This is a genomic window from Leptolyngbya sp. CCY15150, from assembly GCF_016888135.1.
Taxonomy (GTDB): domain Bacteria; phylum Cyanobacteriota; class Cyanobacteriia; order RECH01; family RECH01; genus RECH01.
In genome coordinates this window covers 1-23,478 of record NZ_JACSWB010000161.1, presented here as the reverse complement: position 1 = coordinate 23,478, position 23,478 = coordinate 1, and the positions used below count along the sequence as shown (strand labels likewise).

General features: G+C 54.7%; 18 protein-coding genes and 1 tRNA gene. 12 read left to right on the top strand and 7 right to left on the bottom strand.

What is annotated here, in order from left to right; all coding sequences use genetic code 11:
• Window positions 1-37: 37 nt before the first annotated feature.
• The 3 genes from grxC to JUJ53_RS08745 form a co-directional block, all read right to left on the bottom strand.
• Window positions 38-301 carry a glutaredoxin 3 gene (gene grxC, locus JUJ53_RS08755; RefSeq protein ID WP_204151622.1) on the bottom strand — a complete coding sequence of 88 codons (264 nt, stop codon included), beginning with the start codon at window positions 299-301 and terminating at the stop codon, window positions 38-40.
• Window positions 302-352: 51 nt separating this feature from the next.
• Window positions 353-1,408, bottom strand: a complete 1,056-nt coding sequence (locus tag JUJ53_RS08750) for a DUF1611 domain-containing protein (protein WP_204151621.1) — start codon at window positions 1,406-1,408, stop codon at window positions 353-355.
• 70 nt (window positions 1,409-1,478) lie between these two features.
• Complete coding sequence (locus tag JUJ53_RS08745; RefSeq protein ID WP_204151620.1) at window positions 1,479-2,537, bottom strand: dipeptide epimerase; 1,059 nt, start codon at window positions 2,535-2,537, stop codon at window positions 1,479-1,481.
• Between the two features lie 267 nt (window positions 2,538-2,804).
• Between JUJ53_RS08745 and JUJ53_RS08740 the strand changes: the two genes are divergently transcribed.
• The 8 genes from JUJ53_RS08740 to JUJ53_RS08705 all read left to right on the top strand — a co-directional run bounded on the left by JUJ53_RS08740 (window position 2,805) and on the right by JUJ53_RS08705 (window position 9,281).
• A complete protein-coding gene (locus JUJ53_RS08740) occupies window positions 2,805-3,071 on the top strand; it encodes a hypothetical protein (protein WP_204151619.1) in 267 nt (88 codons plus the stop codon).
• Window positions 3,072-3,401: 330 nt separating this feature from the next.
• Entirely contained in the window at window positions 3,402-4,532 is a 1,131-nt protein-coding gene (locus JUJ53_RS08735; RefSeq protein ID WP_204151618.1) for a HetZ-related protein 2, read from the top strand.
• 197 nt (window positions 4,533-4,729) lie between these two features.
• A complete protein-coding gene (locus JUJ53_RS08730) occupies window positions 4,730-6,127 on the top strand; it encodes a hypothetical protein (protein ID WP_204151617.1) in 1,398 nt (465 codons plus the stop codon).
• A gap of 83 nt (window positions 6,128-6,210) precedes the next feature.
• Window positions 6,211-6,284: transfer RNA gene (locus JUJ53_RS08725), tRNA-Pro, on the top strand.
• An 80-nt stretch (window positions 6,285-6,364) separates the two neighbouring features.
• Window positions 6,365-6,526 (top strand): hypothetical protein, encoded by a 162-nt coding sequence (locus JUJ53_RS08720; RefSeq protein WP_204151616.1) that lies wholly within the window; start codon window positions 6,365-6,367, stop codon window positions 6,524-6,526.
• 198 nt (window positions 6,527-6,724) lie between these two features.
• Window positions 6,725-7,498 (top strand): Tic22 family protein, encoded by a 774-nt coding sequence (locus JUJ53_RS08715; RefSeq protein WP_204151615.1) that lies wholly within the window; start codon window positions 6,725-6,727, stop codon window positions 7,496-7,498.
• Between the two features lie 107 nt (window positions 7,499-7,605).
• Window positions 7,606-8,523 (top strand): peptide chain release factor N(5)-glutamine methyltransferase, encoded by a 918-nt coding sequence (gene prmC / locus JUJ53_RS08710; protein WP_239124904.1) that lies wholly within the window; start codon window positions 7,606-7,608, stop codon window positions 8,521-8,523.
• Between the two features lie 152 nt (window positions 8,524-8,675).
• Window positions 8,676-9,281: an L-threonylcarbamoyladenylate synthase gene (locus JUJ53_RS08705; protein ID WP_204151614.1), complete on the top strand. Its 606-nt coding sequence runs from the start codon at window positions 8,676-8,678 to the stop codon at window positions 9,279-9,281.
• Here JUJ53_RS08705 and JUJ53_RS08700 read toward each other — a convergent pair.
• Both JUJ53_RS08700 and JUJ53_RS08695 read right to left on the bottom strand, forming a co-directional pair.
• Complete coding sequence (locus JUJ53_RS08700; RefSeq protein WP_204151637.1) at window positions 9,255-9,911, bottom strand: ABC transporter ATP-binding protein; 657 nt, start codon at window positions 9,909-9,911, stop codon at window positions 9,255-9,257. The genes JUJ53_RS08705 and JUJ53_RS08700 overlap by 27 nt on opposite strands.
• Before the next feature lie 947 nt (window positions 9,912-10,858).
• The gene (locus JUJ53_RS08695) at window positions 10,859-11,071 is read right to left on the bottom strand and encodes a hypothetical protein (RefSeq protein WP_204151613.1); all 213 of its coding nucleotides are present in this window, start codon (window positions 11,069-11,071) and stop codon (window positions 10,859-10,861) included.
• 611 nt (window positions 11,072-11,682) lie between these two features.
• On the opposite strand from JUJ53_RS08695, the gene JUJ53_RS08690 reads away from it, so the two are divergent.
• Entirely contained in the window at window positions 11,683-12,399 is a 717-nt protein-coding gene (locus tag JUJ53_RS08690) for a TPM domain-containing protein (protein ID WP_239124902.1), read from the top strand.
• 14 nt (window positions 12,400-12,413) lie between these two features.
• Here the strand turns inward: JUJ53_RS08690 and JUJ53_RS08685 are convergent, their stop codons facing one another.
• Entirely contained in the window at window positions 12,414-13,601 is a 1,188-nt protein-coding gene (locus JUJ53_RS08685) for a glycosyltransferase (protein ID WP_204151612.1), read from the bottom strand.
• A gap of 90 nt (window positions 13,602-13,691) precedes the next feature.
• The gene (locus tag JUJ53_RS08680) at window positions 13,692-14,102 is read right to left on the bottom strand and encodes a DUF4346 domain-containing protein (protein ID WP_204151611.1); all 411 of its coding nucleotides are present in this window, start codon (window positions 14,100-14,102) and stop codon (window positions 13,692-13,694) included.
• Window positions 14,103-14,404: 302 nt separating this feature from the next.
• Between JUJ53_RS08680 and JUJ53_RS08675 the strand changes: the two genes are divergently transcribed.
• From JUJ53_RS08675 to JUJ53_RS08665, 3 genes are all read left to right on the top strand, one after another.
• Window positions 14,405-15,589: a GNAT family N-acetyltransferase gene (locus JUJ53_RS08675; protein WP_204151610.1), complete on the top strand. Its 1,185-nt coding sequence runs from the start codon at window positions 14,405-14,407 to the stop codon at window positions 15,587-15,589.
• Between the two features lie 149 nt (window positions 15,590-15,738).
• Window positions 15,739-16,449, top strand: coding sequence for a uracil-DNA glycosylase (locus JUJ53_RS08670; RefSeq protein WP_204151609.1), 711 nt, complete (start codon window positions 15,739-15,741; stop codon window positions 16,447-16,449).
• 773 nt (window positions 16,450-17,222) lie between these two features.
• Window positions 17,223-23,478: Calx-beta domain-containing protein (locus tag JUJ53_RS08665; RefSeq protein WP_204151608.1), on the top strand; the 6,256-nt coding region annotated here is incomplete at its 3' end.

The window sequence follows — 23,478 nt, the reverse complement described above, 5'->3', positions numbered from 1 at the left end:
GGATACAGTACAGCCGTCAGTGTACTACGGTTGAGGATTAGGCGGCTTGCAGCATCGCATCCAGTTGTCCTTGGCGTTCGAGGGCGTGCAGGTCATCGCAGCCGCCCACATGCTGATCGTTGATAAAAATTTGGGGGAGCGATCGCCGCCCGTTAGCCCGGTCAGCCATCTCGGCCCGCGCCGCTTCATCGCCGTCAATGCAGAGTTCGGTGTAGTTAATGCCCTTGCGTTCTAGCAGCATCTTGGCCCGAATGCAGAAGGGGCAAGTACTCCAGGTATAGATTTCAACCGTTGCAGTCATGGCACGTTGCTCGCGAAATTTACATTTCTTCAATATTAGTCTAGAGCCAGGCTAGCGGGCCGGATCAGTGGCCAGAATAGCGTCCAAAATCGGAGCGCTGCCAAACCGAATCACGTCAGTACAGGGCAGTTGGGTTTCGTCCTGCACATCAGCGATCGCTTGTCTGGCGTCAGACTCCGTCAAGCCAAAGGTATTCAAGGCCACGGCGACGATCTTGGGAGCCGTAAACGCTCCGCCAGCAGCGGCCACCGCTTCATAGATCTGCACCACCCTAGACAGGGGCGGGATCAAGATCTGAGGCAGGTTGTGAATATGGGTGAGACCAGCGCGGTGGACTAAAACCAGATGGGTGGGCTGACTGCCCCGCAGCAGCGGCAGGGTGGCGGTGGAGGCGGGGTTAAAGAAGGAGCCCTGGCCTTCAATCCACACAAGATCGCAATCTTGCCCCTGGGCCAACACCGCCTGCTCCACAGCACCTGAGGCAAAGTCAATGCGCACGGCGTCTAGAGCCACGCCGCCATAGCCCAGCATCAGACCCGTTTGCCCGGTGGCCACAAAGGCCGATCGCAACCCCGTAGACAAGGCCGCTTGATGGAGTTCAATGCCGGTCGACATTTTGCCCACGGCCATATCCGTACCCACCGCGAGAATTCGCCTGCTGGGGAGCGATCGCGCCCGCCCACTGCCCACCGATAACCCCTCAGGCTCTCGGCGCACATCCCAAATCCACTGGGGAGGCGTGACCAGCGATCGCAGCTCTGGATCATCCGCCAGGCTAGTGTGCAGGCCGTTGACCACCGATAGGCCGGCGGCCAGGGCCGCCCGCACCTCTTGGCGCAGCGGCTCCGGTAAGCTTCCCCCTGAGGGAGCAATGCCGATGGCTAACACGTCAGGCTCATAGGCTAGGGCATCGTTCACTGAGGCGACGATGGGCGCAGGGTTTTGAATACCCGTCCAGTCTGCTAGGGATTGCCCGGCGGTTTGATGGTCAATCACCGCGACCACCGGCATTTGTCCGTAGCGCAGGAGGGAAATGCCGGTTTTGCCTCGGCCGGTTTTGATGCCGTCGTGCATCAGGATGGCGACTCGATGCTGAGGGGTGAGCATAGCTGGGTTGATTGAAAAAGGGTATAGATAGCGCTCTGATTGTCTGGTCAAGGGTAAGGTGAGGCGATCGCTAGATCACCACCTGGGGCGATCGCTCCACCCCTAGGCCTGGCTGATCATTGGGGCTGAGGATCCCATCGGTGAGGGTTGCGCCCACAAAGGGGTCATCCACGAGATTGAGATGGCTATCTAAATCTAGATGGGTGGCAAAGGGGGCCAGTTGGGCGGCGGCGGTGTTGGATAAACTGCTGTCGGAATAGCAGCCCAACATAATCTGTAGACCACAGGCTCGGGCGGTATGCACCATGCGCAGGGCTTCGGTGAGGCCACCTGACTTCATCAGCTTAATATTGATTCCATGCACCCGATCGGCAAGGGCAGGAATATCGGCACTGGTGAAGCAACTCTCGTCTACAAAAATGGGTAAGGGCGATCGCTCATAGAGCATCGGTAAGTCAACCTCCTGTCCAGCATCCAGGGGTTGCTCCAGGTAGGTGACGCCTCGTTCCGCCAGCCATCGGCTCATGGTCAACGCATCGGCCAAGCTCCAGCCGCCGTTGGCATCGACGCTCCACTTTAAACCTGGAGGGGCGATCGCCTGCAGGGCCAAGAACATCGCCTGATCGGCATCCAGTCCCACAGCACTGCCCAATTTGACCTTAACGGCCCCCACCGGCGCAGACTGTAGCCAATGCTGCAATCGCTGTTGAGCCGCCTCCGGGCTGCTGATGCCAATGGTGACGGAGGTGGGGGGAATCTGATGGCGATCGCCCCCCCAGAGTTGCCAAATCGGCAGGCCAATGCGCTTGCCAATCCAGTCATGGCGGGCCATATCCAGGGCCGCTCGGGCCGCCGAAGGCAGAGCAACCTGATCCATCGCCTGCTCCAGGGCCATGAGATCCAAGGGCGATCGCTTGTCTAGGAGAGGAGCCAGTCTGGCGAGGCCTGCCGTTAGGTCCTCCGTGGTTTGGTGATGGTCGCCGATGGAAAACGGTGCGGCCTCGCCCCAGCCCTCTAGCCCATCGGCCCTAAGCCGTAGCCACAGATTGGTGGAGGTGGAGGTGGTGCCCCGGCTAATGGTTAAGGCAAATCGTTTATGAACGGTAAAGGTATCAACTTGAATCTGCATCGCTGATGGAGCCTAGCCCGGATGGCACAATGAACAGTATGGATGACATTGTATAGTGAGGCTGACTCATCCCAGCCTGTCCAGACGGTTTATGCAGGTTGGGGAGACGGTTTTGCTTGCTTGATCCTAACTATCCTCATCGATCCATCAGCCGTTGAGGAGCAGGGGTGGCAGCTTGCCCAGCTTTTGGGTAGCGTTGAAGACTCAAGCGTTCATTCTGCCCTCAGACCAGGGCAAACGACCAGCAAAGTGTGAGGCAACGATAAGGTGGATGCTAGATTAGATCGACTAGAATCAATTGTTCAACAAATTGGCGAATCCGTGATTGCCACCTCAGAAACCGTCGAACAAATGGCTACGCGTGTAGATACGCTTGCAGGGCAGGTTCAGCAACAGGGATACCAAATCTTTGCCCTCAGCGATGCCATCCAAACCTTGGCCGAAAACCAAGATGTGATGCTAGAGCGGCTCGATCGCTTGACCGATTCCCTACAGCGGTTGGTGGCTGCCATTGATGATGAAGCCCATGGCTGATCTATAGTCTGTTCATGGCCTGTGAAATACAACTACGTGACGAGGAGGATACAACTTCAATACACTATTTCAAGACACAGTGATTTAGACGTGAGCCACACCAGTGACCATCGTTTCCGTTGCTCCGAGGTCGATCGGGTGCTGCGGCTGAGATCAGCAGTTCGACGTGATCTCAATCAAGACGCACAGCCGGCAATGGGACACACTTTAGGGTAGGTTGCCAACGGTCGGCACGAGAGACAGTCGGCACAGAGACTCCTCGGTTGATGTCATGCCCACTCCCAGGGCTTGAGACCGATGTAAAACAGCTTTTTTAAGGATTCATGCGTTATGCCATTGGCTGAGGAATTAATGCAAAGCTGGCGATCGCGCCTCGAAGCCGATTGTTCAGACCAGCCCCCTGCTAGCCGAGAAAGCATTATCCGGTGGCTCTTTGGTGCTGATTTAGAACGGTTTGATTCCTTCGGTCGCGAGGATCTGGCTATTGCTCAGCAGGCTATGGACTATCGCTATCGGATCCTGCAGCAGCGCTATTTACGGGTACACCAAGCACAGGCCTACAAGCAACTGCTACAGCGGCTGGGCAGCCTATTCCTGATTCGTAGCAAAATTCGTACCTGGGTGGCCCTGTCCCGCGATCGCCACCGTACGGTCATGGATGTGCTGCAGGAAGTGATCCAAGAAATGATCCAAAGCGATCGCTACATGGGTCAGCAGATGCGCTGGATTTCAGAATGCACCCCCAGCTCTCGTCTGCGCAATGCCTTGATGTTGGCCAGCGTTGAAGAATATTGCCTGCGCCCCATTCGCAATCAACCCCTGCTGGTTTATCGGTTTGTCAACTACCTGCGGCGATCGCAGCGGGCCGGGATGACCCAGGTGCCGTCGGGAGACCTGATCCGTCTGGTGTCCGAAGAAATTACGCCCGATGATTCTGACAATCCGGTCAGCCTGCTAGATAACCAAGCGCTCGCCGACTACCAAGATCAGCAGGTTTGGACGGAACAGCAGGTGCTGCGGGATCAGGTCAAACATCAGTTTGCCGACTATCTGCGAGAACAGGTCGATCCCTTGGCCGCCCAATGGCTAGAACTCTATCTAGAAGGACAGTCCCAGGAAGCGATCGCTACCATCCTGCAGGTGCCCATCAAGCAAATCTATCGCCTGCGAGAAAAAATTAGCTACCATGCCGTGCGGGTGTTTGGGCTCAAGCACAACCCTGATATGGTCATGTCTTGGCTGGGCACCTCCCTCAAGGAGCATAGTTTAGGCTTAACGCCGGAACAATGGACGAGCTACTGGGATGACCTATCGCCCACCCAGCGCCGTCTGCTAGACCTATTGAAAGCCGATCAGCCCACAGAAGCGATCGCGAAAGCCTTGAATTTACGCACCAATCAGGTAGTGGGAGAATGGAGTAAGCTGTACCTCAAAGCTCAGGAACTGCGGGCCAGCGGCTAGTCCCACGGATCAGTTCTGTCCATGGGGGCATGTATTCTGCTCAATGTCCCTTAGAGTGTTAAGAGGAGATTGCACGCGGGTTGAGCTCCATGCTTAAGAACAGAAGAATTTCGCTACCTCAACCCGTCAATCCTACCCATGCTAAACCATCCATCACTATGTCACTCTAAAAGCAGACTGTTGCTGGAGTTCCGCTCATGTCTCCTCCAAGCGATCGCTCAGGGTCAAAATCTACGGGAAATAGCTACGAGCTAGTTTTGTCAAATTTTCCAGACGATCTAGCCAGTCGTCTGAATGTGGATCAGGTTTTTATCCTAATTGACGGCGTTTTGCCATTTGAAGCCTGCCTATACCACCAGGTTCTACCGTTGTATCTAGAAGGTAGCCGCCTGCATCTGGGAATGGTCAGTCCTGATGATCAAACCGCCTCTGACTATGCCAGGCGCATCGTCTCTTATCTCAATTACTCCCTAGTTACCCAATCTATTTCCTCAGCAGCGCTGCAGGCCGTGCTATCGGCCTATCTCAACTACGTGTCGAGCCGCCAGGCAGGCACCGAGTCTGCTGCGGCCCTCAAAACGCCCGCCAAGACAGACGACTTTCAGCCCCAGCCATCGTCAGACGAGGATCACCAAAGCGATCGCCAAACTCTGATTGTTGATAGCCCTGATGACCTAGAAGCCTCGGATCAGGCGCAGTCTGCCATACCCTCTATCCCATCCCCTAGACATAACAAGACGGCCCCAGGTACCACGAGTCCTCCGGCTGCACCTGCGCCAGCTACGCCTTCCCTGGTTACGCCTTCACCAGCTACATCTTCCCCAGATGCGCCTGCTCCAGCAATACCTGCTCCGACGCCCCCACCCGCTACAACGGGAGAATCCCCCCCCATTTCCGCCGCGCGACGGGCATCTCTGCTCAATAACCTGCCGGTTTTGCAGCTTCACCCCCAGCATCGCAATAGTCCTGTGGAGATTTTACGCACCTTACCGCCTCAACAACTTCTGCAGGAGTTGCTGGGGCGCATCTTGGAAGACGGCATTGGGCGTCTATATTTTGAGCGTCAAAGCCACCATGGCCGCGTGCTCTGGAGCCAAAATGGGGTGCTGCAGTCCATCATGGATCGGATTGATCTATCACTGCTGCATGGGCTGGTGACAGAACTCAAGGTTATGGCTCATATGCCCGCTGCACCGCTCCAAACCCCCCAACAAGTAGAGATTGAACGCTCCTATCAACAAAATCGTATCCTCCTGCGGTTTCGAGTCATGCCCTCCAAACATGGAGAAGAGGCGACGGTGCAGGTCTTGCGGGGGGCAGCGCTCAAGTTTTATCAGCAGCAGCAGCTTTCGCGATTGGGACGAGATGCCCTGAGCATTGCCAAGCAACTGCAGTTTAAGGTCAATGAAATTCGAGAGCGGGCTTTGTCGGAGCCAGGCCTTGTTCAAGCCCGTATGGAAGCTCTGGCAAGCCTCAGCGAAATGCTGCGTACCATCGAGCATCAAGTTGACGATTTGCAGAGTGTGGATCCTCCCAAGGACCTGAATTCTCCTGGTTCCCCCAATTCCGAGGAAACGTTTTTCTACGATGCCTAACTCTCACCACCATGGGCTCCACTAGCTCAACGGTATCGCAGACGGATACGAGCAAAACACGCTATACTAAGGGTCGAGTGATTCGGGATGTAGCGCAGCTTGGTAGCGCGCCTGCTTTGGGAGCAGGATGTCGCAGGTTCAAATCCTGTCATCCCGACTTGGCCCTGTGCCGTTATATTCAAATTAAGCTGCTCCATTGGTCATCAAGCATGATGGCTGAGGTGGGGCAGCTTGATCATGTCTGGGCTAGGCCTGGGCTATGTCTGCCTGGGTTTTCTGGTTGATCCGGACGAGCGATCGCCCCTGCGGAAAACCAGGGAACGGTGGCTTTCGCCCTGCTGGCACCTGTTGGTGACGGAACTCTCATGGATGCCGCCGCGTCATAGCAACTCAGGGTAGGACAACTTGTCAAGGGATCAATTTCCAGTCATACCCGTCATCCTTCTCAGAAATTCGATAGGATGATCCAGATTGTTTCGGTGATGCCCTAAGCGATCGCCTGACCGGTCGAATAGTGAAAACTCAGTCGTGCGGTTCATTGACCGAGTTCATGTTAAATGTTCAATTGTTTTGATAGGAGCAGTTATGAGGTCATTAATGCGTTGGAGTACTGCACTGGGTATCGTTGCTGGATCACTAGCCGGTGCTATTTTGACGGGCACGATGCCGGCTCTAGCTCTTACCGAAGAGCAAGTTATGGAGCGTCTGCGCTCGGTGCCAGTGTTCACGATCACCGATGAAAGCGGGTCTCCCCTTGTGGCTGCTCCTGAACGTGCAACTGATGGTGCAGCCAGTACCCCTGTTGCCGGTGTGTTTATCAGCCAAGATGATGCTGAAAACTTTTTGAACAACTTGGAAGCACAAGATCCGGCTTTGGCTGGGTCAGTGCAAGTTGTGCCTGTGTCCCTCGCAGAAGTGTATCAACTAGCCGTCACAAGCCAGCAAGAGTCGGCAGGCGTTGAGTTTGTCTTTGTGCCTATGGTGGCTGAAGTAGAATCAGCCGTCGATATTCTGCGCACTCAAGGGCAAGATGTAAATGAGTTTGAAGGGGTACCCCTGTTTATCGCTCGTTCTTTAGAAGGAGAAGGGGGCTTCCTCACCATTGAGTCTGGTCAAGAAGCAACGGCTCAAGGAGAACAGGAGCGCTTTATTCCCATTTTCTTCCAGCAAACCCAAATTGAATCCATGCTGGCTCGCCTGACGGAAGCCCAGCCATCGCTTGCCAATTCCATTGAAATTCAGGTGATCAACTTAGAAGGGCTGATTGAAACCCTGCAAACCAGCGATAATGATGAACTCAATCGCATTTTGTTGATTCCTCCCACCGATTCGTTGCAGTATATTCTTGATAGTGCACCTCAACCTCAGTAGTTGTGCATGGGGATGACATTGAACCAACCGGGCTTGTCGGTTAGCTAGTAAGCAACGCAGCAGAGATCACAAATCTGCTGCGTTTGCTGTTGGGCCATGAGGATGGGTTGCAGCTTGAGCGCATGATGGACGATCGCACGATTTCTGGACAACAGCTTTGGCACTGGTGGCAGGGCGCTCGGCAGGCAGCGATCGCCTCGGAGGTGCCTTTGGTTGAACTAGAGTGGCTGATGCAGGAGCTGTGCTCGATTGACCGGCTAACGCTACGGCTAGAAAGCTTTAAAACTCGTCCGCAGGTGACGTTGGATGTGACGTTGGCAGACCTGGATCGCCTTTGGACTCAGCGCTTGCGCGATCGCGTGCCGGTGCAATATCTAGCGGGTCGGGTGCGGTGGCGGCGGTTCTGTCTCCAGGTGTCGCCAGCGGTGTTGATTCCGCGCCCTGAGACAGAGGGCATGATTGATCTGGTGGCGGCGGCGGTTCAGCACTATCCCCATCTAGCTGCCGGAGCCTGGGCCGATCTAGGGACGGGGAGTGGGGCGATCGCCCTGGCTCTGGCCCAGCTTTTGCCCGAAGCCAGGATCTATGCCGTGGATGTTAGTGCTGAGGCCTTAGCGATCGCCCAGGCTAATGCCGTCACCTGTGGTCTAAGCGATCGCCTACAGGTGAGTCAAGGATCCTGGTTTGCAGGGCTGCCGCCGGAGGCTATGCCCCTGAGCGGCATGGTGTCCAACCCGCCCTATATTCCCACGGCGCTGCTGGACGAGCTGCAGCCGGAAGTGCGAGACCACGAACCGAGCCTGGCCCTCGATGGTGGAGCCGACGGGCTAGACTGTATTCGCCATCTAGCGGCGATCGCGCCTCGCTATCTTAAGATCGGCGGGCTTTGGCTGGTGGAATTGATGGATGGGCAGGGAGGGGCCGTGCGATCGCTGCTTCAGCAGACGGGGCAGTATGACCCGATTGATATTCATCTCGATTTGGCTGGACGGCAGCGCTTTGCCCTCGCCTATCGAGGTCAGTAAGATGGGTTTAAGGATGGGCGGGTGCCGATAGAATACATGATGGGCTGCCTGCCGAGATGTGCTTAGGGAGCCTCTTTTCAGGCGATCCCCATGCCTCTATCCAGCCCTACGTTCTCTTTCAACTGCTAACCCTTCACCTAACAGCATTTCTCATGCCACATGTATCCTTTGCGGAGCTAGTTTCGGGGGCACGGGCAGGACAGCTCGTGTCCTTCCCCACCGATACCGTGCCCGCTTTGGCCAGCGCTCCGGCCCATGCAGAGCAGGTGTTTACGCTCAAACAGCGGAGCCAAGACAAACCGTTGATTCTCATGGGTGCCAAGGCCCTGGATCTTTGGCCCTACGTGACCGGGAGCGAATCCGATTGGCTCTATTGGCAGGAAGTGGCCCAGCAGCATTGGCCGGGCGCATTGACCCTAGTCTTGCCCGCTAGCGATCGCGTACCGACAGCGATGAACCCCACCAACCCCACCAGCATTGGCATCCGGGTACCCAACTGTGCGATCGCCCGCCACATTCTGGCCCAGACCGGCCCCTTAGCCACCACCAGCGCCAACCGCTCCGGTGAGCCAGCCCTGCAAAGCCTAGAGGAGATTGCAGCTAGCTTCCCCACGGTTTTGACGCTGCATCCAGAGGCGATCGCCACCCTCAACCAAGAGCTAGGGACATCGACACAGCCGGCAGGCTTGCCCTCCACAGTAGCGCAGTGGACGGGCAGCGGCTGGACGATTCTACGCCAAGGTGGGGTGAGCCTGTAGCCGCCCATCTTCTAGATAGGTGACCTGATCAGCAATATCGATGATCCGGGGATCATGGGTGACCATCAGCACCGTGCAGCCCTTGTCTTTGGCTAGGGTGCGCAGCAGGTTGATCACGGCATGACCGCTGTGGGAATCGAGGGCAGCCGTGGGCTCATCCGCCATAATCAACGCTGGGTTGCCGGCCAAGGCCCGAGCGATCGCCACCCGTTGCTTCTGTCCACCGGAGAGATCCTTGGGCAAGTGATGGGCGCGATCGCCCAAGCCCACTTGGTCTAGGAGCATCATGGCTTCCCAATGAGCTGGACGTTTTTGCACGCCTTTGAGCTTCAAGGCCAGTTCAATATTTTCGGCGGCCGTCAGGGCGGGGAAGAGGTTGAACCCCTGAAAGATGAAGCCGATGGAGTGGAGGCGGAAGGCAGATAGCTGTTTCCGAGAGAGATTGGTAATGGTTTGCCCTAGGAGTTGCACCTCTCCGGATGTGGGGTGTAAAATTCCGCCTAGGATGGAGAGCAGCGTGGTTTTGCCTGACCCGGATGGGCCCATCAAAAGCTGGATATCGCCCCGCGCCACCTCTAGGTCAATATTGTAGAGGGCTTGAAACTGCTGGGCTCCTTCCCCAAACACCATGTTGATCTGCCGAGCCACAATGGCGCGATCGCTCTCTGGTGCATGGTCTAGATGAGAGGTAGAGCTAGGCTTGGATAGACGGCGACGCTGAGACAAAGGTAAAGAAATCATGCCAAGTTGGGAGAATACTACGCTGTGGTACAGATGTGAATCAGGCCAATGACCAAAGGCTTGTTAGGGTTAGACCACCAGCTTTCCGGATCCTACAGGGTTCTAGACAGTGCTGGCGTGCCGAATATCACCAATTCTTGTGCTGCATCGCTGGAAATTCCCAACTTTCTTCAGCATATATACGGAGGGCATTCCCCCGCTAGCCTGTAGGTAGAATCATCAATAGCCCAGTACGAACTGTTGCATTGACGATGGTGAACAGGGGACTAGGAATCGGATATGTCGGGTATAAATGTCAGAGCATGGCAGGGAGGACTATGAAGGGATACACCTTTTATTCCTCAGATTACGGGGATGCTGTGATCCCCAACATCCTGCTGTTAGCCTACCCATGGGTATGAGGTCTCATCTATGCTGCATGGCGCTGAACGGTGCTGCTTGTACGTCCATCGTGGCACGGCAACCTGAGTTTTTGATGAGACCCCTGTGACAGAATCGATCGCCTGCACATAGGCAAACAGCCCTCTCATCCTGGCTCCTACGTCCTGAGGAAAGCTGGCAGGCGAGGGTCTGGGTTCATGCGAAAGTAGTGGATCGGTGCAAGAGGTATGAATGAGATAAACCGAGCATGGTGGCTACTCCTTGGGCAGATATCTCAACAGACGACAGAAGATATCTCAGAGTTCTCCCCAGAAGCATCTATGTTGGGCTAATCAGTCATGTCAGAAAAAAACAGCATTAATAGATACAAAAAAGGTACAAAAAAGCCGCAAGACAATTAGAGACCGCGGCTGAGGGAGATAAGTTTCAAGATGATGACGTCAGTATCCAACAGCTTAGGCAGGCAGCAGCTCCAGGTGCGGCAGCGATCGCTTGGGTTTTGCCACCGTTGAGACGGGGAGAGGAGCGATCGCCTCAGAGCTGTTGGTTCTCAGCTTGGCGGATAGGGTGAGCAATGTGTTGGATTGCTGAACTACTCCATCACCAAATCGATTGAGCCGGCTGGGGCGCATCCACAGGACGTAGGATTGACGGCGGCTAGATTCCATAGGAACTCCTTGAGCATGGCCACCGTTGATAAACGGCAGCTTACATCTGTATGACTTACACGGTGCGAGGGATGGATCCGGAGTGAAGGTTTGCTGTCCTCCTTGACCCAACGACGCAGTGTAAGTGCGGTGTACCGAAACGAGTCAAGCCCCCTGTTGTCATCCATGTTCACTTGGATAACGCTTGCATATCGAGAGAACTTCAGATAGGCCTATGGTCTGCGAAAACACGTCTATTGAGGGAGAGGTAGGTGACACTTTGGTAACCTGACCTAGGGTTGTCCGTCGGGAAAGACCTGCTAAAACCATGGCGCTCTATTGTTCTCTTTCCCCAGCCGCAATCCTTGATCCGGTGGGTTATGTCTAACGTAGTCCTTCATGAGGTCTGACTTCGTCCGTGAGGGCACGTGACTATTCAGGGGGTGTCACAAGACAACGCGTAGGTTTACGGACTGTCTTGTAACGTTATGTTTCATTATATTGATTTTTGGTGAGACTGTCCGAGCGGTTGCGCCCCATTGCTTAGCGTGATCCCCACACTTGCGTAACTTAATGTCTCGCGTCGGCAGAGCTGATAGTATGGTCTGGAGAGGTCAACACGACATAGACGTATGGTGAAATCTGCTAATACCGCTTCGGTCTGGACAGCTTTGTGCAAAAGCGTTTTGATTGCCTTGGTGAGCGTTTTTTTCATGCTCCAGGTAGGAGCATTGCCAGCCCATGCCACCGGGGTCTACAGTATGCCATCCGTTGCTGCGGGGGATCCCACCTGGGTGATTGATGAGGCTGATATCATCAGTCGCTTAAACCAAGGCAAGCTCGATCGCCAACTGGCAGCGATCGCTGAAGAGACTGGCGTTGAGGTTCGCTTCGTCACCTTTCACCGTTTAGACTATGGTGAAACGGCCCAAAGTTTTGCCGATCAGTTGTTTGAAACCTGGTTTCCCACGACAGACTCCCAAGCCAACCAAGTTGTCCTAGTGCTGGATAATGTCACTAACACCACCGCCATCCATGCCGATGCGTCGGTGAGCGATCGGCTAACCGCAGAGATTGCTGAGAGCGTTGCGCAAGAAACGCTGCAAGTGCCCATTCGCGATGGCAACAAATACAACCAAGCCTTTCTAGACGCAGGCGATCGCCTCCTAGCCGTACTGACGGGGCAACCCGATCCCGGGCCGCCAGTGGTTGAAGTCACTATCCAAACCGAAGGCACCTACGCCAAGGCCGAGGAAACGGATCAAAATAGCTCCACGGTGATCATTGTCGGCTTCTTGATTGCCGCCACCGTGATCCCAATGGTCACCTACTACATCTACGTTCGTTAGACCGGCACTGGGTATCATCCCCAAAGCTGTTTCGCATCCTCCAGTGTCGGCAACTGTAGCTGATAGGATGGGCTTCGCTCAGTCAAAATTCGCGGACCGTGATTGATGCCATGCAAATACCGCTTAATTTCTCGTTTCTGAAGTAAAAACTGCCCAAAATATTGCATCGGTCGAACTAATTTTTTCTGCAGCGGGGACTGTCGTAGCCACTGTGCATATCCGGCCGCAATTGGGCCAGACAATAGCTGATGCCATTGCATTGCAGTTTGAGCCGGAGTGAACTCTTGCGACCGACGCAACCCATTTTCAATCATGGCTAGATAGAGATCAGGATTCTGCTTTAAGTGGTGCAGTGCGGCGATCGCATCTTCTGGGGTGCAGACTTCAATGTAATCCAAACTAGATTGACGAAGTCGTTGATAGGAAGGTTCAGGGCTCAGCAAGGCTGGAACCCCCGCCGTCCAAGCATTAATCAGCTTCAGAGCGGGTTTTAAAGATGTATCAAAATGGGTTGTGTTTCGGATCGCCATCACCACATCAGCATCCCGATAGTTCGCCCAGCCTTCAAAGACATTTCCCGTAAACTCTGTGTTCATAACTAGGCGAATGTCCATTGCATCTAGCTGGGCTAAAAACTCAGGGGTTCTAAAGGGTGGAAATAGATTGTACGCCTCCCCCTTAAACACCAGATTTTCAATCGTAGCCCCTCTAGATGGATTCCTTGGTTTCATATTAGGTTGGGGACGATGGGAAATGAAGTGATCCAGCCTCTGAGATTGAATTTGGGAATGATTGATAACAAAGCGCTGATTGCACATCATAGGGCGTGGACAATCGTGATATAACGCTACTACAAAGCTTTTATGCAACCAATCGCGTGCTTTCAAGTAATAGTAAGGTATGAAGCAAATTTGTCCTGGAATAATCTCAGGAACTAGATGAACATCTAAACCACATTGCTTCAGGTCAATATAGGCTTGGGCTGTCCAAATATCGCTTGTATTGACACCGCGTTCGTAGAGTGATTCCAAGGGAAATTGGTTTGGATAATCTAAAAAATTAGGATTATCAACAATATCCTGCCATTTCGGGTCTTTTGTGACGAAATATACCGGATGTGGAAGGGGAGCTAATCGTTCCCAAACAGGCTGTAAACATCCAGTCGGACTTAGGGGGCGGCTCGATGGTTCTGCTGAAGCCATATTGTCTACTCATTGTTAAAGAGACAGGGTAGGCGTCAGTTATAGCTTAAATTCTTTTCGTTAGACCACTACATCATCTCCGAAGTCGTCCTAGTCTTGAACGTAGTCATGGCCGCTGATTAAGGCCGTCTCTGCGCGCACAAATTCCCGCCCCAGATACAGAGCATGGTCGAATCTGCTGAGGGGGCAAGGGTTGGCTGCTTCCGTAATGGCCATGCCCAGTTCTTTAGCGGTGCGACCTTTGTAGGTTTGGGTGGGCAGCCGCTTGGCATTGCCACCTCGGGCGCAAAGGGGTTCGCCGGTCTCTGGATCGACGGCTAGACCTTTTTCGTTGATGGCATTGGTGTAGTGATCGGCGCAGATCAGTCCGGCTTCCCGATCAACGTAAATAATAAAATATCCCTCTGGATCCAGCTCGATGAAGCGTTTGGAGAGTTTGTCATCAAGCTTGGCCAAGTCTGCCGCTGTGGGGTGGGTAGTGGGTGTATGGGGATGGGTCATAACTCGTTTTTATTGATTACCAATCTTTAAGTCTAAAGCGTGTCGTTGAGGATGGGAACCCGAGGTGCGTCAACGGCGGCAGCGATCGCCCTTCCTTGTGCATCTCATGACCATCAAGAACTACATTGAAAGTATTTTTCGTGGCTACAACATAAAAGATTGTGGATAATCGTCAATAGCGCTTGTCTACGGCAGGTTTGTCTAGCAAGCGAGCGGTGATGGTCGGGATGCATCTGTAGCTGTGCTGCCTAGTGTCCGCCGCTCAATCCATGTCCACCCTAGCGATTTTTCTGCAGACTTTCATGGTGGATCCCCTAACCTCTCCCTATTCCATTGCTTGGATCGCAAACATGGCGGAACTTCCCCAAGGGGAATGGGACGCCCTAGCCCTGCCGCTGAAAACGCCGTTTCTGGAGTGGCATTGGCTAAACGCCATGGAAACCTCCCACAGCGTTGTGCCCAATACTGGCTGGCTGCCCCAGCATTTGACCGTGTGGCGCGGGCGATCGCTGGTGGCCGCCGCACCGCTCTACCTGAAGGGGCATAGCTACGGAGAGTTTGTGTTCGACCAGCAGTGGGCAGACCTGGCCCAACGCATGGGGGTGCAGTACTATCCCAAACTCTTGGGCATGTCGCCCTTTACGCCGGCCGAGGGCTATCGATTTTTAATCGCGCCAGGGGAAGATGAGGCGGTGCTCACCGACCTGATGGTTCATGCCATTGATGATTTTTGCGATCGCAACCATATTTCTGCCTGCCATTTTCTCTACGTCGATCCCCAGTGGCGGCAGATGATGGAGCAGCGAGGCTTCAGTGCTTGGCTGCACCACAACTATGTTTGGAGCAATCAGGGCTACAGCAACTTCGACGATTACTTGACCTCCTTCAATGCCAATCAGCGGCGCAACATTAAGCGGGAACGCAAAGCCATCGAGAAAGCTGGGCTATCGATGCAGATCCTCACGGGAGAGCAGATCACCAAACCGCTGCTCTCGCTGATGTATGACTTCTACGCCGATACCTGCGATAAGTTTGGTTGGTGGGGCAGTAAGTACCTAACGCGACAGTTTTTTGAGCAACTCCACCACGACTACCGCCATCGAGTGGTGTTGGTAGCCGCCTTCGATGACCAAGATCCCCGCAAACCCACGGGGATGTCCTTTTGCCTCAACAAGGGCGATCAGCTTTACGGTCGCTACTGGGGCTCGTTTCAGGAGTTTGACTGCCTGCACTTCAATGCTTGCTACTATGCTCCGATTGAATGGGCGATCGCTCAAGGTGTCCAAACCTTTGATCCAGGCGCAGGTGGCCGACACAAAAAGCGGCGGGGCTTTCCGGCCACGCCCAACTATTCCCTACACCGCATCTACAGCGATCGCCTCCTGCCGATTCTCAGCGCCTATATGCGCCAAGCCAATGAGCTAGAACAGCAGGAAATTGATGGCATTAACCAAGAGTTGCCCTTTAAGCACATGGGCAGCAACTAGGGGAGAAGAGGGAGCGATCGCCCCTGGGATGTTGGCCGTTGTTCCGAGCTTTTTCGCGAATCGCCTTAAAATCTATAAGATAGGTTAACCAAGGCGATCGGCGTCCTTCGTTTTCCATCCTGTAGGTATCATGCGGCTCTACCCAAACCATGTCTGACCCTGAACAAATCCCACTCTTCGATCTCCTCTCCACCCCAGCGCCGCCGCCCTCCGTGGACGTAGATCGCATTCCCACCAGCGCCAAACTGCCCATTCCTCCCGGCACCTATACCGATCTGGAGACCTTGGGGCACCATTGTCGCCAGTGTCAGCGCTGCGAACTGGGGGGAACTCGCATCCATGCCGTAGTGGGGCGGGGCAATCCTAAGGCCCCGATTATGATCGTGGGTGAGGGGCCAGGGCAGCATGAAGACGAAGCTGGGCAGCCATTTGTGGGGCGATCGGGGCAGTTGCTGGAAAAAATTCTGGCCGCGGTGAATATCGACAGTCAGCAAGACGTCTACATTTCCAACATTGTCAAATGCCGGCCACCGGGCAACCGCACTCCCACCGCTACGGAGATGGATGCCTGCCGTCCCTACTTGCTAGAGCAAATTCGCCTAGTGGATCCCAAGATCATTTTGCTCACCGGCGCGTCGTCCGTGCGGGGCTTGATTGGCGATAAGCGCGGCATCACCAAAATTCGTGGGCAGTGGCTGGAGTGGGAAAATCGTCTCTGTATGCCCATCTTCCATCCTGCCTACCTGCTGCGCAACGCCTCCCGTGATAAGGGCAGTCCTAAGTGGCTGATGTGGCAAGACATTCAAACCGTGCGGGCTAAGCTCGATGAAATTCGCCAAATTCCGCCCAAGTCCCCGTAAAAGTTTCCGACCGATGTCGTCTTTCAGAAAAAATAGGGCAGACTAATACTGTTCTGTTTTTGACAGCAGCAAGACGGCTGAAGATCAGCGCCATCACGGGTGAGTCCGGCAGCATGTCATGCCCCAGCGTTCAAGCTATGAGGCGCTGATAAGCTTGGTCTTAAAAGATTTGAGTCACAACTGGATCGGTGAATACGGTCATCAACATGAGGATGAATGAACAACAGGGACAGCTCTGATGGAGTAGATGAGTACACATCAGTTCCCTAACTTGACTGTGCTTCCTAGGCAATCCATGGTCTAGGTCAACCCATCCATCGCCGCCCACTCTCTTAGGCTAACCAGCCTAGGGGGACATGTTGTCGCTTGTTGCTGTTTCGTGTTCTATTAAGTCAGTCCGGCATTCGTGATGGTCGCTAGAAGGTGTGGCAGACATAGATCGGCTGCGGATAGCCTCAGGTGCATTTGAGGGGGTTGCTCAGAGTCCAACAGGGCCAGACACATGGGCGATCGCTCGCATGGGTCTGGTTGATAGGTTTTGGGGTGTAGAGAACGCGTTTCCCGTTGTTGTTTCTTTTACAAGTCCATGACGTGCAGGTCAGGACTATTTGAGCCATACTCTTAGGCTGTGGTTCACTTAGGCTGTAGTTCGCCCTGTAGAAACCTCGGATGCTAGTTGCATCTGTAGGATTAGGAATGCTTGGTTTGATGCTTGCTGTTTGCCTGTAATCTGTATGCCCTAGGGGTAGGTCAACGTAGTATTTGGTGCCGCCATGACTAACTTTCGGGATGATTTGACGCAGTCCGGTGCGATCGCTTCTGGTCTACCTACATCAGCGATCGCCTCTGATCGGTTGGAGTTGCTCGTCATTGATCCATCCGTACAAGACTATGGGCAGTTGATCGACGGCCTGCGGCCTGGCGTGGTGGTGTATGTGCTCCATCCGCAGCAGGACGGGATTGAGCAGATCACGGAGCTGTTGCAGCACTACAATCAGCAGATCCAAGCTCTTCACCTGATCACCCATGGCGATCGCGGCCAACTGCATCTGGGCCATAGTCTCCTCACCACCAGCACCCTAGGTCGCTACGGGCGATCGCTGCAGCGTTGGTCTACGGCCCTAGCGCCCCAGGCCGATATCTTGATCTACGGCTGCCAGGTGGCTGACGGCGTGACGGGGTACGGGTTTATCCGGCAACTGCAGGTTCTAACGGGGGCAAATATCGCCGCCTCTACGACCCCGATTGGTCATCCATCCCTAGGCGGCACCTGGGATCTAGATGTCACCCTGGGAAAAGTACATACGCCCGTTGTGGTGAATCCTGCCACCCAACAGACCTATCCCCACTGCTTTATACCAACTGTCAGCATCTCCGATCTCACCTTGGAAGAAGATGTGGGCGATGCTGTCTTCACCGTGACCTTGTCAGAGCCAGCTACAGATCCAGTGGTGCTGGACTTTAATACCAGTGATTTCAGTACAACCGCTGGGGAAGACTATACGGCTGTGTCGGGGCGGCTCACCATTCCATCGGGAGGCACCCAAGCCTTTATCACCGTTCCGATCATTGATGATGATCTTGACGAGGCACGTGATGGTGATCCCTTTGAAAGCGAAACTTTTTCCGTTGATCTCTCAATTGTCTCTGGGGCTGACTCGACCAATTCCATCCTGAATGGTTTTGGCAATATTACGGATAATGATCCGGCACCGGTGGTCAATCTGCTCAATACAGGGGTGCAGGTCACGGAAGGAGTGGGTGCGGTGGCGCGCTTCACCGTCGGCTTAAGCGGCCCGGCTGCGGGGCAGATTACGGTGAACTATACCCTCAACAACGGTACCGCCACCGATGGAGAAGACTATTTCTTCCCCGACACACCCTCTCTTGTGTTTCTGGAACAAGAAACCCAAAAAGTCATTGAAATTACCATCCTTGATGACGATATCTATGAGAAAAATGGCGTCCCCGAAACCTTTTCCCTAGAGATTTTTAGCGTCACGGGTAATCCTAGCGGAGATGGGGTAGAGCTTGGCCCAGATCGCATCAGTACGGTCAGCATTACCGACAATGAGCTGGCTCCGGTGGTGAGCATTAATAGCCTCACGGTTCTTGAAGATGCAGGAACAGCGGTGCTAGAGGTGACCCTCAGCAATGCCAGTGATGAGCTCACTCGGGTGACCTATACGACGGCTGATGATACGGCTGTCAGCACAGGGGCTGTGATTGATGGCACCCGAGACTATGACCCACGCGTAGGCACCCTATCGTTTGTGGCGGGCACAACCTCCACACTGCTGACGATCACCGTTGTGGATGATGTGGTGGAAGAGGTCAACGAGCAGTTTTTCGTGAACCTCACAGGTACGCCAGTGCCTGGCAGCGTCAACCTGAATGATGGCATTACTCAAGGTGTGGTGACGATTCGGGATAATGACAGTGTGCCGATTGTGACGGTGCTGGGCGATAGCCAAGCGGAGGGTACGGATCTCGCCTTTATCGTGCAGCTATCGCGGGAGGGCACCACCCCCGTTGTCATCAACTACACCACGGTAAATGGGACAGCGATCGCTGAACCCCTGACGCCTGAGCCGGATGGCGATAACGACTATACCGCTACCCAAGGCAGCCTCACCTTTGCACCGGGGGAAACGCAGCTTACCGTGGTGGTGCCCACAGCGGCGGATGAGATTTTTGAACCGAATGAAACCCTAACGCTACAGCTATCGCTAGATCCAGGTGCAGACAATGCCACCTTCACAGGCGGCAGCTCTGTGGGAACAAGCACGATCCTCAATGATGATCCGGCCCCCATCATTTCCGTTGAGGATGTGGCGGTGAATGAAGGTGCCTTGGGTAATTCACCTGGAGCCGTTTTTACCTTCCTCCTCGATCGCCCTAGCCAAGCGCCCGTCACGGTTACCTATGAAACGGCAGACGGGACGGCGGAGAGCGGTGGTGAGATTGAGGCTGGGACGGCGGACTATACGCCCAGAACCGGCCTGTTAACCTTCGCGCCTGGCTCAACGATCCAACGCCTGACGGTGACGGTCAACGGAGACAACACCTTTGAAGACGGGGTCGATGAAACCTTTGTCCTCAATCTCAGCAACCCCAGCAACGGTTCGACCCTCAGCACCCCACAGGTCACCGGCACCCTTCTTGAAGATGATGCTCAGCCAGCGATCGCCATCCTGGATACATCGGTGGTGGAGGGCAATAGTGGGGAAACGACCAATGCTGTCTTCACGGTACAACTGACCAACCCCAGCCAATCTGAGGTCACCGTCACCTACAGCACCGGGGATGGCACAGCCAGTTCAAGCGGTGTTGTTGCAGCGGGCGGCAGCGATTATGTCCCGGTCATCGACGAAACCTTAGTCTTTGCCCCCGGTGAAACCCAGCAATTGATCACCATTACGGTGAATGGGGACGACGTGAATGAAGGGAATGAAGCCTTCACGATCAACCTCGCTGATCCTACGGGCGCAACGGTGGCCGACGGAGTGGGCACGGGCACGATTGTTAATAACGACGGGCCACCAGCGATCGCCCTTCTCAACAATGCTGTCACCGTCAATGAAGGGGATAGCGGCGAGACAGCCACTGCCGTTTTTACAGTGCAACTGAGCAATCCCAGTCAGACGGAGCTGACCGTCACCTACAGCACGAACGATGGTACCGCCCGTTCCGACGGAGAGTTGAATGCGGGGACGGCAGATTTTAGTCCTATCGTTGATGGGGTAGATGGGGTACTGGTCTTTGCACCGGGTGAGACCCAGCAGTTGATCACGGTGACGGTGAATGGGGATGATACGAACGAGCCGGATGCAGAAACCTTCAATGTTGTCTTGAACGGTGTCACTGGAGGAGGGGGAGCAACCTTAGATGGAACGGCTAGTTCTGGCACGGTCACTATTTTGGATGATGATGATCAGCCAGCGATCGCCATCTTAGATACATCGGTCACCGAGGGAAATAGTGGCGACACCACCGCTGCCATCTTCACTGTCCAGTTGAGCAATCCCAGCCAGACGGAAGTCACCGTTGACTATAGCACGGCAAATATCACAACCAGCACCGGAGACAACGGGGCAGCCGGTGGCGATGACTATGTGCCCGTGGTGGGCAACACGCTGACCTTTGCGCCCGGTGAAACCCAACAGTTGATCACGATCGCCGTGAATGGCGATGATGTCAACGAACTGGATGAAACCTTCAGCATTACGTTGATCAACCCCACCACCAACGCGACGCTAGATGACGGGTTGGGCATCGGCACGATCTTGGATGATGACAATGTGCCGGTGGTGAACATTAGCAACGCCACGGTGCTGGAAGGCAACACGGGGGACATCAGCACGGCGGTGTTTACCGTTAGCCTCAGCAATCCAAATCAGGCTGAGGTGACGGTAGCCTACACCACAGAAGATGGGACAGCCTTAGCCGGTGGCAATGGCGCGCTGGGCCTTGATGACTATCAGCCTGTGGTCGATGGTGTTCTGACCTTTGCCGCCGGTGAAACTCAGCAGTTCATCACGATCACTGTGAATGGGGATGGTGTGAATGAAGAGGATGAAACCTTTGCTGTCCGGCTGAGTCCGCCGACTGGGGGCCCAACCCTGGGCGATAATCCCGGCACCGGCACCATTATCGACAATGATGATCCGCCAACGATCGCCATTTCTAATGCTTCGGTGTTGGAGGGCAATCTTGGTGACACCAGCAACGCCATCTTTACCGTCAGCCTGAGTAATCCTAGCCAGGACGATGTAACGGTGACCTACAGCACCGCAGACGGAACGGCTAGCTCTGGGGGAAATATAGCGGCCGGTGAGGGCGACTTTGAGCCGGTGGTGGATGGTGCTCTGACCTTCACCGCAGGCGAAACCCAACGGTTGATCACCATCGCGGTGAATGGGGACGGCGCGACTGAAGGTACCGAAACCTTCAACGTAAATCTCACCAGCACATCGGCGGGGGGCGGCATTGCAGATGGGACAGGTGTGGGAACCATTGTCGATAATGATGGGCCACCCGCGATCGCCATCCTGGGCACCAGTGTCACCGAAGGCGCTATCAATGAAACCACCAATGCCGTATTCACGGTGAGCTTGACCAACCCCAGTTCGGAGGCGGTGACGGTTAACTACACCACCGCCAATATCACCGCCAGTACCGGCGGAGCTTTGGCAGCGGGCGGGGATGATTATCTGCCTGTGCTTGGCGGAACTGTGACCTTCGCGGCGGGTGAGATCGAGCAGTTGATCACGATCACCGTGAACGGCGATGGTGCCAATGAAGGCGATGAAACCTTCAGTGTGACCCTCTCTGATCCTAACGGCGGTGGTGCCAACTTGGTAGGAGGGGGCGAGAGCGCCATTGGCACAATTGTTGATGATGATCCTCAGCCAGCGATCGCCATCTTGGGATCATCGGTGCTCGAAGGCGATGATCTCACCACCACCAACGCCATCTTCACGGTGCAACTGAGCAATCCGAGTCAAACGGACATTACCGTTGACTACAACACAACAGATGGCAGTGCCCTTGCTGGCAGTGATCCAGCCGTTGGGGGCAATGACTACGAAGCGGCCAGTGGTTCGTTGACCTTTGTGGCAGGCGAGACGCTGCAATTGATCACGGTCACCGTGAACGGGGATGGCGTCAGCGAACCCAGTGAAACCTTCAATGTGGTGTTGGACAATCTGCAAGGAAACGCCACGGTAAGCAACGATACGGGAGTCGGCACGATTGGGGATGATGACGCCCAGCCGACGATCACGATTGACAGCCGAACGTCGTTAGAAGGGGACAGCGGCCAGATAACCAACGCTATTTTCACCGTGCGACTGACCACGCCTAGCCAGTCTGAGGTAACGGTTAACTACAATACTGCGAACGGTACGGCCAGCTTTGGTGGGAATCCGGTGCTTGGTGAGGATGACTATGTGCCGGTGGTGGATGGAGTCCTCACCTTTGCCCCCGGTGCTGTGCAGCAATTAATCACGATCACCGTGAATGGCGATGACGTAGACGAGGCGGATGAGACCTTTGATGTCATCCTCAGCAATGCTAGCGGCGGAGCCAACCTTGAGCCAGATACCCAAGCAACCGGGACGATTATTGATGATGATGATCCAGCCGTCATCACCATTTCCAATGCCTCGGTGCTGGAAGGTGATCTTGGCGAAACCAGCAACGCTGTCTTTACCGTCAGCCTGAGTAGTCCTACTCCGGGTGAGGTGAGTGTCACCTACAGTACGGCGGATGACACCGCTAGTTCTGGGGGTGATGTGGCAACCGGTGAGGGCGACTATACGCCGGTCACCGACGAAGTGATTGTCTTTGCACCGGGTGAGACCGAGCGGTTGATCACGATCGCGGTGAATGGCGATGGTGCCAATGAAGAGGATGAAACCTTCACCGTTACCTTAAATAATCTCACCGGAGATGCGACCCCGGGCGATCTGGTGGGCGTTGGGACAATTGTGGACAATGATGGGCCACCCGCGATCGCCATTTCCAATGCGGTCGTGGATGAAGGAGACAGCGGTGATACGGTAAACGCCATCTTCACGGTGCAACTGAGTAATCCTAGTCAAAATGAAGTGACCGTTGACTACAGCACCGCCAATGGGACGGCTAATGCTGGGGGCGAGGTCAACGCGGGCACCGATGACTATACGCCTCTCACCGGAACGCTCACCTTTGCGCCGGGTGAGACAACGGCCTTGATCACCGTTACCGTCAATGGCGATGACGTCGATGAGCTAGACGAAACCTTTACGGTGACGCTTGCTGATCCAAGTGGCGGTGCAGAACTCAGTGGTGGCGTGCAAGTTGGTACCGGAACCATTACTGACGATGATGATCAGGCAGCGATCGCCATCTTGGGAACATCGGTGCTCGAAGGTGATGCGACGACGACAACCAGCGCCATCTTCACGGTGCAACTGAGCAATCCTAGCCAAACGGACATTTCTGTTGACTACAACACCACCGATGGCAGCGCCAGTGCCCTCGGTG